General features: G+C 66.3%; 10 protein-coding genes, 1 tRNA gene and 1 pseudogene. 6 read left to right on the top strand and 6 right to left on the bottom strand.

What is annotated here, in order from left to right; translation table 11 throughout:
* From AX708_RS07405 to AX708_RS07385, 5 genes and pseudogenes are all read left to right on the top strand, one after another.
* Positions 1-760: pseudogene (locus AX708_RS07405) on the top strand (hypothetical protein); the annotation flags it as partial.
* A 132-nt stretch (positions 761-892) separates the two neighbouring features.
* A complete protein-coding gene (gene recA / locus AX708_RS07400) occupies positions 893-1,960 on the top strand; it encodes a recombinase RecA (RefSeq protein ID WP_066531623.1) in 1,068 nt (355 codons plus the stop codon).
* Between the two features lie 219 nt (positions 1,961-2,179).
* Positions 2,180-4,834 carry an alanine--tRNA ligase gene (gene alaS / locus AX708_RS07395; RefSeq protein WP_066531621.1) on the top strand — a complete coding sequence of 885 codons (2,655 nt, stop codon included), beginning with the start codon at positions 2,180-2,182 and terminating at the stop codon, positions 4,832-4,834.
* On the top strand, positions 4,831-5,328 hold the full coding sequence (locus tag AX708_RS07390; protein ID WP_067489871.1) for a hypothetical protein: 498 nt from the start codon (positions 4,831-4,833) through the stop codon (positions 5,326-5,328). Before alaS ends, AX708_RS07390 begins: the two co-directional genes overlap by 4 nt.
* Complete coding sequence (locus tag AX708_RS07385) at positions 5,315-5,482, top strand: KOW motif-containing protein (protein ID WP_066531615.1); 168 nt, start codon at positions 5,315-5,317, stop codon at positions 5,480-5,482. The genes AX708_RS07390 and AX708_RS07385 overlap by 14 nt, the downstream gene beginning before the upstream one ends.
* Here the strand turns inward: AX708_RS07385 and AX708_RS07380 are convergent.
* From AX708_RS07380 to cpdR, 5 genes are all read right to left on the bottom strand, one after another.
* On the bottom strand, positions 5,479-7,254 hold the full coding sequence (locus AX708_RS07380) for a cation:proton antiporter (protein WP_066531613.1): 1,776 nt from the start codon (positions 7,252-7,254) through the stop codon (positions 5,479-5,481). The two genes, AX708_RS07385 and AX708_RS07380, sit on opposite strands and share 4 nt — an antisense overlap.
* A 31-nt stretch (positions 7,255-7,285) precedes the next feature.
* Positions 7,286-8,926 (bottom strand): bifunctional GNAT family N-acetyltransferase/carbon-nitrogen hydrolase family protein, encoded by a 1,641-nt coding sequence (locus tag AX708_RS07375; RefSeq protein WP_066531611.1) that lies wholly within the window; start codon positions 8,924-8,926, stop codon positions 7,286-7,288.
* A gap of 19 nt (positions 8,927-8,945) precedes the next feature.
* The gene (locus AX708_RS07370; RefSeq protein WP_066531610.1) at positions 8,946-10,169 is read right to left on the bottom strand and encodes an NADP-dependent isocitrate dehydrogenase; all 1,224 of its coding nucleotides are present in this window, start codon (positions 10,167-10,169) and stop codon (positions 8,946-8,948) included.
* 221 nt (positions 10,170-10,390) lie between these two features.
* Positions 10,391-10,465 (bottom strand) — tRNA-Val (locus AX708_RS07365).
* A 94-nt stretch (positions 10,466-10,559) separates the two neighbouring features.
* Positions 10,560-10,949, bottom strand: a complete 390-nt coding sequence (gene cpdR, locus AX708_RS07360) for a cell cycle two-component system response regulator CpdR (RefSeq protein WP_066531609.1) — start codon at positions 10,947-10,949, stop codon at positions 10,560-10,562.
* A gap of 149 nt (positions 10,950-11,098) precedes the next feature.
* Here cpdR and AX708_RS07355 point away from each other — a divergent pair, with 149 nt between their 5' ends.
* Positions 11,099-12,076, top strand: coding sequence for an N-formylglutamate amidohydrolase (locus AX708_RS07355; protein ID WP_197426208.1), 978 nt, complete (start codon positions 11,099-11,101; stop codon positions 12,074-12,076).
* Positions 12,077-12,156: 80 nt separating this feature from the next.
* On the opposite strand, the gene AX708_RS07350 is transcribed toward AX708_RS07355, so the two are convergent.
* Positions 12,157-12,951, bottom strand: coding sequence for a SapC family protein (locus AX708_RS07350; RefSeq protein ID WP_066531608.1), 795 nt, complete (start codon positions 12,949-12,951; stop codon positions 12,157-12,159).
* Between the last annotated feature and the right edge of the window lie 57 nt (positions 12,952-13,008).

Below are 13,008 nucleotides of genomic sequence, written 5' to 3'. Positions count from 1 at the left end.
GCCCCCGCCGCCACCAGCACCTCCTCCGCCGCCCGGCATGATGGAGATGGACATGGACGCCAGCGCGATCGTGGTGACGGCCATGCGCCGCGAGGCCCCTGCGCTTATGGCCGCTCCCGTGTCGGTCGTCACCGCGGATGAGGAAGACCTCGGCGACCTCAAGCTGTTCCGCGTGCCCGGCCGCGTCGATGTCTCGGCCAAGGGGATGAAGCAGGTCGCCTTCCTGAACAAGGACGCGGTCAAGGCACGGCTGCTCTACGAGACGCAGTGCGATCCCACCAACCTCATCGACCCGGAATACGACGAACCCGACGCCGCCAATATGCTGCTGGTGACCAAGAACGAGGACAAGAAGGGCCTCGGCATCGCGCTGCCGCAGGGGCAGATGACGCTGTTCGAGCCGACCTCCCGCGGACCGCAGCTCGCCGCACAGACGACCTTGCGCGATTATGCCCGCGGGCAGGATGTCGAGCTGGCGTTGGGTGAAAGCGCGCAGGTCTTCGGGATCTGCGGCAATTACACTCGCAACGGCCGCAGCTCGGACCTCGCCAAGTGGTCCCCGATGCGCGCGGTGCTCACCAACGCCAACCCGCACCCGGTCACCGTGCGGCTGCAACTGGGCTGGGGCGGCGACTACGAGATCCGTTATCCGGGCCGCAAACCCGTGCTCAAGAACGGCTGGCAGACGATCGAGGTGACCGTTCCGGCCAATTCTACCGCCACCGCCGAGTGGAAGGCGCGGGAATCGGATCGCGAGTAGGGACGGGACGGGGCGGCCGCGCAAAAAATTTTCCGTTCCCTACTTGTTCCATGAGAACAAATGCGATACATACTCCTTCAAGGGCGGCGGAAAACTCCGCATTGCCCCTAGGCAAGCGAAGGAGCGCGTGCGATGGCTACCCAATTGAAATTGGTGGAAGAGGACAAGAAGGCCGTGGACCGTCAAAAGGCTCTGGAAGCCGCGCTTGCACAGATCGATCGTGCGTTCGGCAAGGGTTCGGCGATGAAGCTGGGCTCGAAGGAGACGATGCAGGTCGAAGCCATTTCGACCGGATCGCTGGGTCTCGACATTGCCCTTGGCATCGGCGGCCTGCCGCGCGGCCGCGTGATCGAAGTCTATGGCCCGGAAAGCTCGGGCAAGACCACGCTGGCGCTGCATGTCATCGCCGAAGCGCAGAAGGCGGGCGGCACCGCGGCCTTCGTTGATGCGGAACACGCGCTCGATCCGGTCTACGCCCGCAAGCTCGGCGTCGATATCGACGAGCTGATCGTCTCGCAGCCCGATACCGGCGAACAGGCGCTCGAAATCACCGACACGCTGGTGCGCTCGAACGCGATCGATGTGCTGGTGGTCGATTCGGTCGCGGCGCTGGTGCCGCGCGCGGAAATCGAAGGCGAGATGGGTGACAGCCACGTCGGCCTTCAGGCGCGCCTGATGAGCCAGTCGCTGCGCAAGCTCACCGGCTCGATCAGCCGCTCGCGCTGCATGGTGATCTTCATCAACCAGCTGCGCATGAAGATCGGGGTGATGTACGGCAACCCGGAAACCACCACCGGCGGCAACGCGCTCAAGTTCTACGCCTCGGTGCGACTCGACATCCGCCGCACCGGCCAGATCAAGGAACGCGACGAGATCACCGGCAACACCACCCGCGTGAAGGTGGTCAAGAACAAGGTCGCGCCGCCCTTCAAGCAGGTCGAATTCGACATCATGTATGGCGAGGGCATCTCCAAGATCGGCGAGATTCTCGATCTCGGGGTCAAGGCCGGCCTGGTGGAGAAGTCGGGGAGCTGGTTCTCCTACGATTCGATCCGCATCGGTCAGGGGCGCGAGAACGCCAAGACCTACCTCAAGGACAATCCTGAAGTTTGCGACCGGTTGGAAGCTGCGATCCGCAGCCGCACCGATCAGGTCGCCGGGGAGATGATGACCGGGCCGGACGCGGACTCGGACATGTGATTCCCAAGCGGGCGCCTGCCGCTGCCGGAGTGTCCCGCTCCGGCCCGGCTGTCCCCAATCGGTGCCCGGACAAGCGGAATGCCGGTGTGTGCTCTCCCCAGGCACGCACCGGCCTTTCGCGTTTTGCAGGAGGCCTGCCGGAAGGCCCCTGTCACCTGCGGGGCCCCGAATTTGCGCGCTCCATTGCCTTAGGCCCGCGCTTTGCCTAACTGCACGCCCATGACGTCCACGAACGAAATCCGCCGCTCTTTCCTCGACTATTTCGGTCGGAATGGCCACACGCCCACCCCGAGCGCGCCGCTGGTGCCCTACAATGATCCTACGCTGATGTTCGTCAACGCCGGGATGGTGCCGTTCAAGAACATCTTCACCGGGCTCGAGACCCCGGCAAGCCCGCGCGCAGCTTCCTCGCAGAAGTGCGTGCGTGCGGGGGGCAAGCACAATGATCTCGACAATGTCGGCTACACCGCGAGGCATCACACCTTCTTCGAAATGCTGGGGAATTTCTCCTTCGGTGACTATTTCAAGGAAGAGGCGATCACGCACGCGTGGACGCTGCTGACCAAGGAATGGGGCCTGCCCACGGACAAGCTCACCGTCACGGTCTACCACACCGATGACGAGGCTTTCGACCTGTGGAAGAAGATCGCAGGCCTGCCGGAAGATCGCATCATCCGCATTCCGACCTCGGACAATTTCTGGTCGATGGGCGACACCGGCCCCTGTGGGCCGTGCTCGGAAATCTTCTACGATCACGGCGAGCACATCTTCGGCGGCCCTCCCGGCAGCCCCGACGAGGACGGCGACCGCTTCGTCGAGATCTGGAACCTCGTGTTCATGCAATACGAGCAGCAGGCTGGCGGCAACCGAATCGACCTGCCGAAACCCTCGATCGATACCGGCATGGGGATCGAACGCGTCGCCGCGGTGCTGCAGGGCGTCCATGACAACTACGACACCGACACCTTCAAGGCGCTGATCTCCGCTTCGGAAAGCCTCACCGGCGTCGCTGCTGCGGGCGAGCAAGCCGCTTCGCACCGCGTCATCGCCGATCACCTGCGCTCGACCAGCTTCCTGATGGCCGATGGCGTCCTCCCCTCAAACGAGGGCCGCGGCTATGTGCTGAGGCGCATCATGCGCCGCGCCATGCGCCACGCGCATCTGCTCGGTGCTGCCGAGCCGCTGATGCACCGCCTCGTCCCCGCGCTCGTCACCGAGATGGGGCAGGCCTATCCCGAGCTCGTGCGCGGCCAGGCGCTGATCGCCGAGGTGCTCGAGCGCGAGGAGACTCAGTTCCGCCGCACGCTCGACAAGGGCCTGAAGCTGCTCGACGAAGCGACCGGCGACCTCGCGACCGGCGGCGAGCTCGACGGCGAAGTCGCCTTCCGCCTCTACGACACCTACGGCTTCCCCTATGACCTCACCGAGGACGCCCTGCGCGCGCGCGGCATCGGGGTCGACCGCGAAGGCTTCGACGCCGCGATGGCCCGCCAGAAGGCCGCTGCGCGCGCCGCGTGGAAGGGCTCGGGCGAGGCGGCTTCGGGCGAGGTGTGGTTCGACATCGCCGAGCGCGAGGGCGCGACCGAATTCACCGGCTACGCCGCCACCAGCGGCGAGGGCAAGGTCGTTGCGATCGTCAAGGGCGGGGCCGAAGTTGCCAGCGCTGCGGCGGGCGATGAGGTCGTTATCCTCACCAACCAGACCCCGTTCTATGGTGAAAGCGGCGGCCAGACGGGCGATGCCGGCACCATCGCCAGCCTCGGCGGGCTGCGCGCGGCTGTGACCGACACATCCAAGCCGCTCGGTCGTCTCCACGCGCACCAGGCGCGGATCGAGGAGGGCACGGTCAGCGTCGGCGACACGGTCGAGCTGAAGGTCGATGCCGGGCGGCGCGACCGCATCCGCGCCAACCACTCGGCCACGCACCTCGTCCATGCCGCGCTGCGCAATCGCCTTGGCGGGCACGTTACGCAGAAGGGCAGCCTCGTGGCCGAAGACCGCCTGCGCTTCGACTTCTCGCACCCCGTTGCCCTCACGCCCGAAGACATCGCCGCGATCGAGGTCGAGGTGAACGCCGAGATCCGCGCCAACGAGACCGTCAGCACCCGGCTGATGACCCCCGACGACGCCGTCGCGGCGGGCGCTCTCGCATTGTTCGGCGAGAAGTACGGCGACGAGGTCCGCGTGCTCGCGATGGGCCGCGCCGGCAAGGAAGGCCGCAACTATTCGGTCGAACTGTGCGGCGGCACCCATGTGCGCGCCACGGGCGATATCGGCATCTTCCGGATCGTCTCGGAAAGCGCGGTCTCCTCGGGCGTGCGCCGGATCGAGGCGATGACGGGCGAGGGCGCGCGCCAGTGGCTGGTCGGACGCGAGGAAGCCTTGAAGAGCGCCGCCAGCGTGATCCGTGCGACCCCCGAGGAAGTCCCCGCAAGGCTCGCCGCGCTGCTCGACGAGCGCAAGCGGCTCGAGAAAGAGTTGGCCGAGGCGAAGAAGGCCCTCGCGCTGGGCGGCGGCGGAACCGGCGCGGCGGCGAACGCGGACGAGACCGTCGCGGGCGTCACCTTCAGCGGGCAGGTGCTCGATGGGCTCGATCCCAAGGAACTGCGCCCGCTGCTCGATGCGGCCAAGCAGCGCATGGGCAGCGGGGTTGCGGCAGTGATCGCGGTCAATGACGGCAAGGCGAGCATCGCGGCGGCGGTGACGGATGACCTCACCGGCCGCTTCAGCGCGGTCGATCTGGTGCGCGCCGGTGTCGAAGCGCTCGGCGGCAAGGGCGGCGGCGGCCGGCCCGACATGGCGCAGGGCGGCGGGCCCGACGGCAGCAAGGCGGCGGAGGCGCTGGCGGCGGTCAAGGCGGCGATGGCGGGGTGACCAATCCGTTTCGCCTCGCTCTGGCCGCTGCGCTGCTTTTTGCATGCGGAGCTCTGGTCGAGGCGAAAAGCCCCGAGCCACCCTTTCCCCAGGGGCTTTACGGCAATGTCACTATGGGGGCGGAAAGCGGTGATCTCGGCGGGTTCGAGGTTCGCTTCTTCACGGACCCCGCCACGGCCAAGCCGATGGCCGAATTCACCTTGTGCGAAGGCTGGTGCAACACGGTCTACACCGCCGAAGTCACCCGCACCGACAGGGGTTTCGCGTTCTCGCATGTGGAGATGCTCGAGGCTTATGATGACAGCGGCACGCTGGTCGAGGAGAAGCACCTTGCCGAATATCGGGTGATCCGGGCGGGCAAGGGCTGGAAGGTTTACCTGCTTTATGACGGCAACGATGTCACCGCCGGGGAGGCGTGGCGCATCAAGCCGCTCATGGAGCCACTGGGCCTGGCTGTGGCGCGCGGGGAGGCGGACATCGATGCAGAACGGTGACGCATGCGTCGTGATTGCCGGGACGCACAAGGGCAAGACCGGCACGGTCGAAGACCGGAATGTGAGCAAGGGCGGCAACGTGACAATCACCGTGCGGCAAGCCGATGGCACTCGCTTCAAGACGCTCGAACGCAGCGTGGAGCCGCTGGGCTAGGCCTCGCGCTCGCGCAGGCTGGCGGTCTTGAGCTTCGGCTTCTCGCTGAGCCCCCCGTCACGCTCCAGCTGCTCGCGGAACTCGTCGCGCTTGGCGTGGATCGAGGCAATCACCGGGCCCATCGCGACGCCGATGTCGACGAGCACGGCCTCCGATAGCTGGAGCGAGGCCTCAAGCGTTTCCGGCACCGCATGGCTCGCGCCCGCGCGGTACATCGCGGCGGCGTGATCGGGATCGCGCGCACGGGCGACGATCAGCAGGTCAGGATAGGATTGGCGCAGTTTCGCCACGAGGCGCTGGGCGAGCACCGGCTCGTCCATGGTCAGCACGACGGCAGGCGCCGTTTCGACCCCGAGCCGCGCCAGCGTGTCGCTGCGCCCGGCATCGCCGAAGGTTGCGCGATAACCGTCGATCTTGGCGCTGGCGATCAGATCGGGGTTCGAATCGATCATCACATAGGGCTTGCCATGGGTGCGCATCATGTCGGCGACCAGCCGCCCGACGCGGCCGCCGCCGACGATGATGGTGCGCGCGCTGTCGGTGTCGTCCTCGTCGGGCACATGCACTGTCGCGTCGACGCGCCGCGCGATGACCGCGCCGAGTTTGGCGAGGAGCGGGGTGATGGTGAGGCCGATCGCGGTGACGGTCTGCCAGAAGCGCGCGGTCTCGGCATCGAGCACCAGCGCGCTGGTCGCCGCGGCGAGCACGATCAGCGTGGTCTCCGACGGGGAAGCCATCAGCAGGCCGGTCTCGGCCGCGGTGCTGCGCCGCGCGCCCATCAGCCGCAGGAGGATCCCGGTGACGATCGCCTTGAACACCACCACCCCGGTCACCGCGAGCGCGATCGTGCCGATCTGGCCGGCGATCTCGGCCAAATTGATGCTCATGCCCACGGTGATGAGGAAGACGCCGAGGGCAAGGCCCTTGAAGGGCTCCATGATCAGTTCGACCTCGGTGTGGTATTCGGTCTCGGCGATCAGCAGCCCGGCGATCAGCGCGCCGACGATGGGCGAGAGGCCGACCAGCGCGGTCGCAAGGCTCGCGCCGATCACCACCAGCAGCGAGGCCGAGAGGAACAGCTCGGGGCTCTTGGTGCGTGCGGCCTGCGCGAACAGGCGAGGGAGGAGAAAGCGCCCGGCCACGAGGAGAACGGTGATCACCAATGCCCCCTGCCACAGGGTTTCGATCATGCCGGCCCACCCGTCCTCAGCCGCATTGGGCGCGAGCGCGCCGAGGATGAAGATGATCGGCACGATCATGATGTCCTCGAACAGCAGCATCGAGAGCGCCGCGCGACCCACCGGCGATTTCGTACCCGAGATCGGCAGGACGATCGCGGTCGAAGAGAAGGCGAGCGCAAAGCCCAGCGCCAGCGCCGCAGTGACGCTCATGCTGCTCACCAGACCAAGAAACAGCGCGAGCGCGCCGCCGCTTATCAGCACCTCGAGCGCGCCGAGGCCGAACACCAGCTTGCGCATCGCCCACAAGCGGTTGAACGACAATTCGAGCCCGATGGCGAACAGCAGCAGGATAATGCCGAAATCGGCGAAGGGCACCAATCTCACCACATTGGTGATGGTGATGTAATACAGCCATGGATGTTCATCGACCAGCGAGCCGAGGCCGGATGGGCCTACAGCTACCCCGATCAGGATGAAGCCGATGATCGGGGTGATGCGGAAGCGGGCGAAAAGCGGGATGACGATGCCGGCCGAACCGAGAATCACCAGCGCGTCGGACAGGACGGGGGAGAGGGTCAGTTCGCCAGCCACGCCCAAGGCTTAACGGGCGGCAGGTGACCTGTCACCCTCCGCGTGCCGAGGGCGGGCCGAGGGGGCGCGAAACCCCCGTGGCGTGCTCCTCGCCGAGCGGGTCCTTGATGTTGCCGACCCGCTTGTCCCACTCGATGCGATAGAGATCGAAGCGCCGGTCGGCGAGGTTCATGACCGTGCCCTCGGCGCGCGCCCAGCTGAGATCGGCAAGGTTGACGTCGCTGATCGTCAGCGTCTCGACGTTCTCCGAGGCCTCGGCGGCGATCCCGTCACGCGCGAAGGGGAAGTCGCAGGGCGTGAGGATGCAGGACTGGGCATACTGGATGTCCATGTTGGCGACATTGGGCAGGTTGCCGACATTGCCGCTCATCACCACGAAGCACTGGTTCTCGATCGCGCGCGCCTGCGAGCAATAGCGCACCCGCATGTAGCCCTGGCGGCTGTCGGTGCAGAACGGCACGAAGATGATCCGCGCGCCTTCGTCGACGAGGCGGCGGGCGAGTTCGGGGAATTCGCTGTCGTAGCAGATCAGCACGCCGATGGGGCCGCAATCGGTGGGGATGGCGTCGATCGTGTCGCCGCCCTTTATGTTCCACCAATAGGCCTCGTTGGGGGTGGGGTGGATCTTCTCCTGTGCGTGAATCGATCCGTCGCGCAGGCAGACATAGGCGACATTGTGGATGTCGCCGTCGGGCATCCGGGTGGGGTGCGATCCGCCGATGATGTTGATGTTGAAGGCGAGCGCCATCTCCGAAAGCCGCTGGCGGATGCGCGGGGTGTAGTCGCTGAGCCGCTCGATGGCTTCGAGCGGGGTGAGTTCCTTCGGCTCGGCCGAGAGGAGCATCACCGTGAACATCTCGGGGAACACGATGAAGTCCGCCTCGTAATCGGCGGCGACATCGACGAAATATTCGATCTGCTTCATGAACTCGTCGAAGCCCGAGACCGCGCGGGCCTGTAGCTGGCAGGTGGCGATGCGCACGCTTTCCACGTCGCGCGGCAGGCGATGCTTGGGGGGCGCGTCGCTGTCGACATAGGGATTGCGCCAGACCATCCGCACGGCATTGCCGCGGCTCGCCTTGTCTTCGGGCAGGTAGCGCGGGAGGATGCCCGCAGGCTCGAAACCGTTGGCCAGCTGGAAGCGCAGGACCGGATCGTGGATGCGGTTCTCGATGACCAGATCGAGATATTCCTGCGGCGTCTGTGCGCCGTTGGTCTTGCGACGCTTGGCGCGGGCATAGCCGGGCATGCGCCCGCCGAAGACGATACCGGTGAGGTCGAGCCGCTCGGCCAGCGCGCGGCGTTCCTCGTAGAGGCGGCGGCCGAGCCGGGTGCCGCGCACCGCCGGATCGACGCACAGTTCGTAGCCGTAGAGCCAGTCGCCGGTAGGGTCGTGGCGGCTGCCGAAGCCGTTGCCGGTCACCTCGTCCCAGGTGTGGTCCGACAGCGCGACGCGCGCGTCCAATCGCATCGAGGCGCAGTAGCCGACCACCGCGCCATCGAACAGCGCGACGAAGCAGCCATCGGGGTAGTTGTTGATCTGCCCGCGGATTTCGCCCTGGGTGTAGGCGGGCAGATCGTCATAGGCGCGGCGCACCAGATCGCCGATCGCCCGCACGTCCTTCAGTTTGGCCTGACGGATTTCCAGACGTGCGGTTGATCGGCTTGCCATGATGCTCCCTTGCCGGGCCTTATGCCCAGCCGGCCATTTCCTTCTCGAGGTTCTGGACGATCGTCTCGAAGAACTGCTCGGTGGTCTGCCAAGCCTGGCCCGGGCCGATCAGCAGCGCGAGGTCCTTGGTCATGTAGCCCTTCTCGACCGTCTGGACGCAGACCCGCTCGAGCGTTTCGGCGAACTTCACCACCTCGGGGGTGCCGTCGAACTTGCCGCGGTACATGAGGCCGCGGGTCCAGGCGAAGATCGAGGCGATCGGGTTGGTCGAGGTCGCCTTGCCCTGCTGGTGCTGGCGGTAGTGGCGGGTGACGGTGCCGTGCGCGGCTTCGGCCTCGACGGTCTTGCCGTCGGGCGAGAGCAGCACCGAGGTCATCAGGCCGAGCGAGCCGAAGCCCTGCGCCACCGTGTCCGACTGCACGTCGCCGTCGTAGTTCTTGCACGCCCAGACGAACTTGCCCGACCACTTGAGCGCGCTGGCTACCATGTCGTCGATCAGGCGGTGTTCGTAGACCATGCCCTTTTCCTTGAACTTCTCGGCGAAGCCCTCGGTGTCGAACACTTCCTGGAACAGGTCCTTGAAGCGCCCGTCATAGGCCTTCATGATCGTGTTCTTGGTGCTGAGGTACACGGGCCAGCCGAGGTTCAAGCCGTAGTTGAAGCTCGCGCGGGCGAAGTCGCGGATCGAATCGTCGAGGTTGTACATCGCCATCGCGACGCCGGCGCTGGGGAAATCGAACACGTCGAGATCGATCTTCTCTCCGTTCTCGCCGTCCCAAACCAGCCGCAGCTTGCCGGGGCCGGGGATCAGGGTGTCGGTCGCCTTGTACTGATCGCCGAAGGCGTGGCGGCCGACCACGATGGGATCGGTCCAGCCCGGCACGAGACGCGGCACGTTGTCGATCACGATCGGCTCGCGGAAAACCACGCCGCCCAGGATGTTGCGGATCGTGCCGTTGGGCGACTTCCACATCTTCTTGAGGCCGAATTCCTCGACGCGCTGTTCGTCCGGAGTGATGGTGGCGCACTTCACGCCCACGCCATACTGCTTGATCGCATTGGCGGAATCGACCGTGACCTGATCGTCGGTCGCATCGCGGTTCTCGATCGAGAGGTCGTAATACTTCAGATCGATGTCGAGGTAGGGCAGGATCAGCCTTTCGCGGATCCACTGCCAGATGATGCGCGTCATCTCGTCGCCATCGAGTTCGACGACGGGGTTGGCGACTTTGATCTTGTTCATGCGTGTTGCCCTATCCTTCTTGCCGCGTCTGATGCGCGGCTAGGTGTGATCGACAGGAAGTGTGCGGGCCCGTCCGAGGCCCATAGATCCCGCCGCGGCTTTAGCAGAGGCGCGGGGGCTTGCAAGCGCGGGGGCTGCGAATGAAACGCAACAGCCGTTGCAGCGCGGAGCAGACACAAAAAAGCCCGCCGGAAGGGGCGGGCGGTTTCGCGTTCAGCCGATGGTGGGCGTAGCAAGGATTGAACTTGCGACCCCTACGATGTCAACATAGTGCTCTACCACTGAGCTATACGCCCACACCATCGGATGTGCGCCCTCCCGGGGGAGAAGCGGAGCGGCCCTTTATCGCAGCCCTTTGGAAGGTGCAAGCGATTCGCGCCGCAGAAATCCCTACATGCGCGCCGCGTCCGCTTCCTCGAACACGCGCTCCACCTCCAGCACCAGATCGCGCAGGTGGAAGGGCTTGGAGAGCACCTTGGCGGCAGGCTGCTCGCGGCTGGCGCGAAGGCTCACGGCGGCAAAGCCGGTGATGAACATCACCTTGGTGCGCGGGGAAATCTCGGCGCAGCGCTGGGCGAGCTCGATCCCGTCCATTTCGGGCATGACGATGTCCGACAACAGCAGGTCAAAATCGCCGCTTTCCAGCAGCGGCACGGCATCGGTGCCGCGATCGACCGCGCTCACCTCGTAGCCGGCATTGGTCAGCGCCCGTTCGAGATAGGCGCGCATCGCCGCCTCGTCTTCGGCGAGCAGGATCCGGGGGGTACGTCGTGCTGTCATGGAAGTGCCATTAGCAGACCCGACTTAAGAAATCTTTCTCCGATCTACGCAGCCCAACCGGGGCAGTGCGCAGAGTGGCGCAGATTGACTTGCCGGGGCGACGATCAGGCTTTGACACCCTCGCGCAAACCCGTCAGCAAGGACGCCTGATGACCAGTCGGCAAAACCCCCTCCGGCGGCGGCCTTCGGCGCAGCGCTCCGCGACCAGCGGCGGGGCGGTGCCGGGGCTTGGCGGGGCGCCGGCCTTCACGCTGACCCTGCCGCCGCGCCTGCGGCTTCCGGTGCTGGTCGCCGTGCCGCACGCAGGCAGAGCCTATCCGCCCGCCGTGACAGCGCGGATGCGCGATGCGGAAGCCGCCCAGCTCAGGCTCGAGGATCGCCATGTCGACCGGCTCGGCGTGGCCATCGCGCGCGAGACCGGGGCCGCGCTGCTAATCGCCCATGCGCCGCGCGCGCTGCTCGACCTGAACCGCGCCGAGGACGATATCGACTGGGACATGATCGAGGGCGGCCGCCCGGCGAGCATGCCCGCAGCCGAACCGGGCCAGCGCAGCAATGCCCGGGCCCGCAGCGGGCTCGGGCTGGTTCCGCGACGCCTGCCGGGATCGGGCGAGATCTGGCGCGGGCGGCTCGCCCCGGCGGAGCTCGCCGCGCGGATCGAGGGCATCCACCGCGCCTATCACTGTGCGCTCGAAGCGGCGATGGCGCGGATCGCGGCCGAGTGGGGCGCGGCGCTGCTGGTCGACCTCCACTCGATGCCGCCGCTGCGTGCAGGCGAGGGCGAGGCCCGCGCGCCGGTGGTGGTGCTGGGCGATCGCTTCGGCGCTTCGTGCCACAATGCGCTGGTCGCGCGCGCTCTCTCCCATCTCGAAGCGCGCGGCGTACCCGCGGCGCTCAACCGACCTTACTCGGGCGGCTACGTGCTCGACCGCCACGGCGCCCCGCGCCGGGGCGTGCATGCGGTGCAGATCGAGGTGTGCCGCGCGACCTATCTTGACCGTCATCTGGCCGAGCCTGGCGCCGGGCTTCCGGCCATCGCGGCGATGCTCGCCGACCTGGTGCGCGAACTGGGCGCGGAAGCGGCGCTGCTCGGCGGGGGCGAGGGGCTGCGCCAGGCGGCCGAATAGCTTCCGCCAAATAGAGCGCGGACGCGAAACGGGCGGGCGAACCGAAGTCCACCCGCCCGCCTTTTTTCATTGCAATCGGATCAGTTCAGCGCCGGAGCCGGCGAGCCGTCGGCAGCCACGGGCACCTTGCCCTGGGCGAGCTGGCGTTCGAAGATCACGCGCATCAGGTTCAGCGAGAACAGGTGGGCATAGATCAGCATCAGCATGCCGTTCTTGGCGAGTTCCTCGAGCTTGGCGGCGGGAAGCTCGCGCAGCTTGTTTTCATCGACCATCCGGAAGCCGCGGTAGATGAAGGGCTTGTCGGGCATGTCGTTGCGGGTGATCGCGATTTCGCCGTCCATCAGGATGTCGAGCTTGGCGAGTTCGTCCATGAACAGCTTGGTGCGCTGGCCGGCTTCCTCGAAGCGGCGGCAGAAATCGAGCACGCCGTTGGTGTATTCGGTCGGCGTGCCGTCGGCGTTGAACAGGGCAAGGCCCTCTTCGGTCTTGCCGAGCAGGTTCGCCGAAGGATCGAAGCATAGCGACATGTCCTCGCTGCCCGGCTGGAGCTTGGCGAGGATATAGGGATAGCGGCGCGCATAAGCGGGCAGGTAGATCGGATCGTTGATCTTGTTGTCATCGCCCACGAAGGTGTTGATGCCTTCGTTGAGGCCGAACAGCGCGATCGGCAGCGGATTTTCTCCGGAGGTGAAGACGATCGGGAAATTGCGCTGCGCATCGACGAATTCGTCCGAGGTCAGCGGGATCGCGTGGGTCGCGGCGAGATAGGCGGCGCTGTCGAGCGAACCGGCCTTCCAGTCGGCGTGGTCGCGGCTGTTGAGCGGCAGAAGGTCGTTGTAGAACAGCGGAAGTTGGGGTTGCGGCGCGCTGGCCATACGAAGTCTCCGAGAAACGGTAGTGGATGGTCCCCTCAGCGGAAAAAAGTCCTCCCC

Origin of the sequence: Erythrobacter sp. CCH5-A1 (assembly GCF_001557115.1) — a bacterium.
Taxonomy (GTDB): domain Bacteria; phylum Pseudomonadota; class Alphaproteobacteria; order Sphingomonadales; family Sphingomonadaceae; genus Erythrobacter.
Note: the sequence above shows the minus strand (reverse complement) of the source record. Positions and strands in the feature narration are given on the sequence as shown.

Excerpts from the sequence above, each read along its gene's own strand:
- AX708_RS07370 (WP_066531610.1), bottom strand. The coding sequence starts at position 10,169 with ATGAACAAGATCAAAGTCGCCAACCCCGTCGTCGAACTCGATGGCGAC.
- AX708_RS07350 (WP_066531608.1), bottom strand. The coding sequence starts at position 12,951 with ATGGCCAGCGCGCCGCAACCCCAACTTCCGCTGTTCTACAACGACCTT.
- cpdR (WP_066531609.1), bottom strand. The coding sequence starts at position 10,949 with ATGACAGCACGACGTACCCCCCGGATCCTGCTCGCCGAAGACGAGGCG.
- AX708_RS07355 (WP_197426208.1), top strand. The coding sequence starts at position 11,099 with ATGACCAGTCGGCAAAACCCCCTCCGGCGGCGGCCTTCGGCGCAGCGC.
- AX708_RS07385 (WP_066531615.1), top strand. The coding sequence starts at position 5,315 with ATGCAGAACGGTGACGCATGCGTCGTGATTGCCGGGACGCACAAGGGC.
- recA (WP_066531623.1), top strand. The coding sequence starts at position 893 with ATGGCTACCCAATTGAAATTGGTGGAAGAGGACAAGAAGGCCGTGGAC.
- alaS (WP_066531621.1), top strand. The coding sequence starts at position 2,180 with ATGACGTCCACGAACGAAATCCGCCGCTCTTTCCTCGACTATTTCGGT.
- AX708_RS07375 (WP_066531611.1), bottom strand. The coding sequence starts at position 8,926 with ATGGCAAGCCGATCAACCGCACGTCTGGAAATCCGTCAGGCCAAACTG.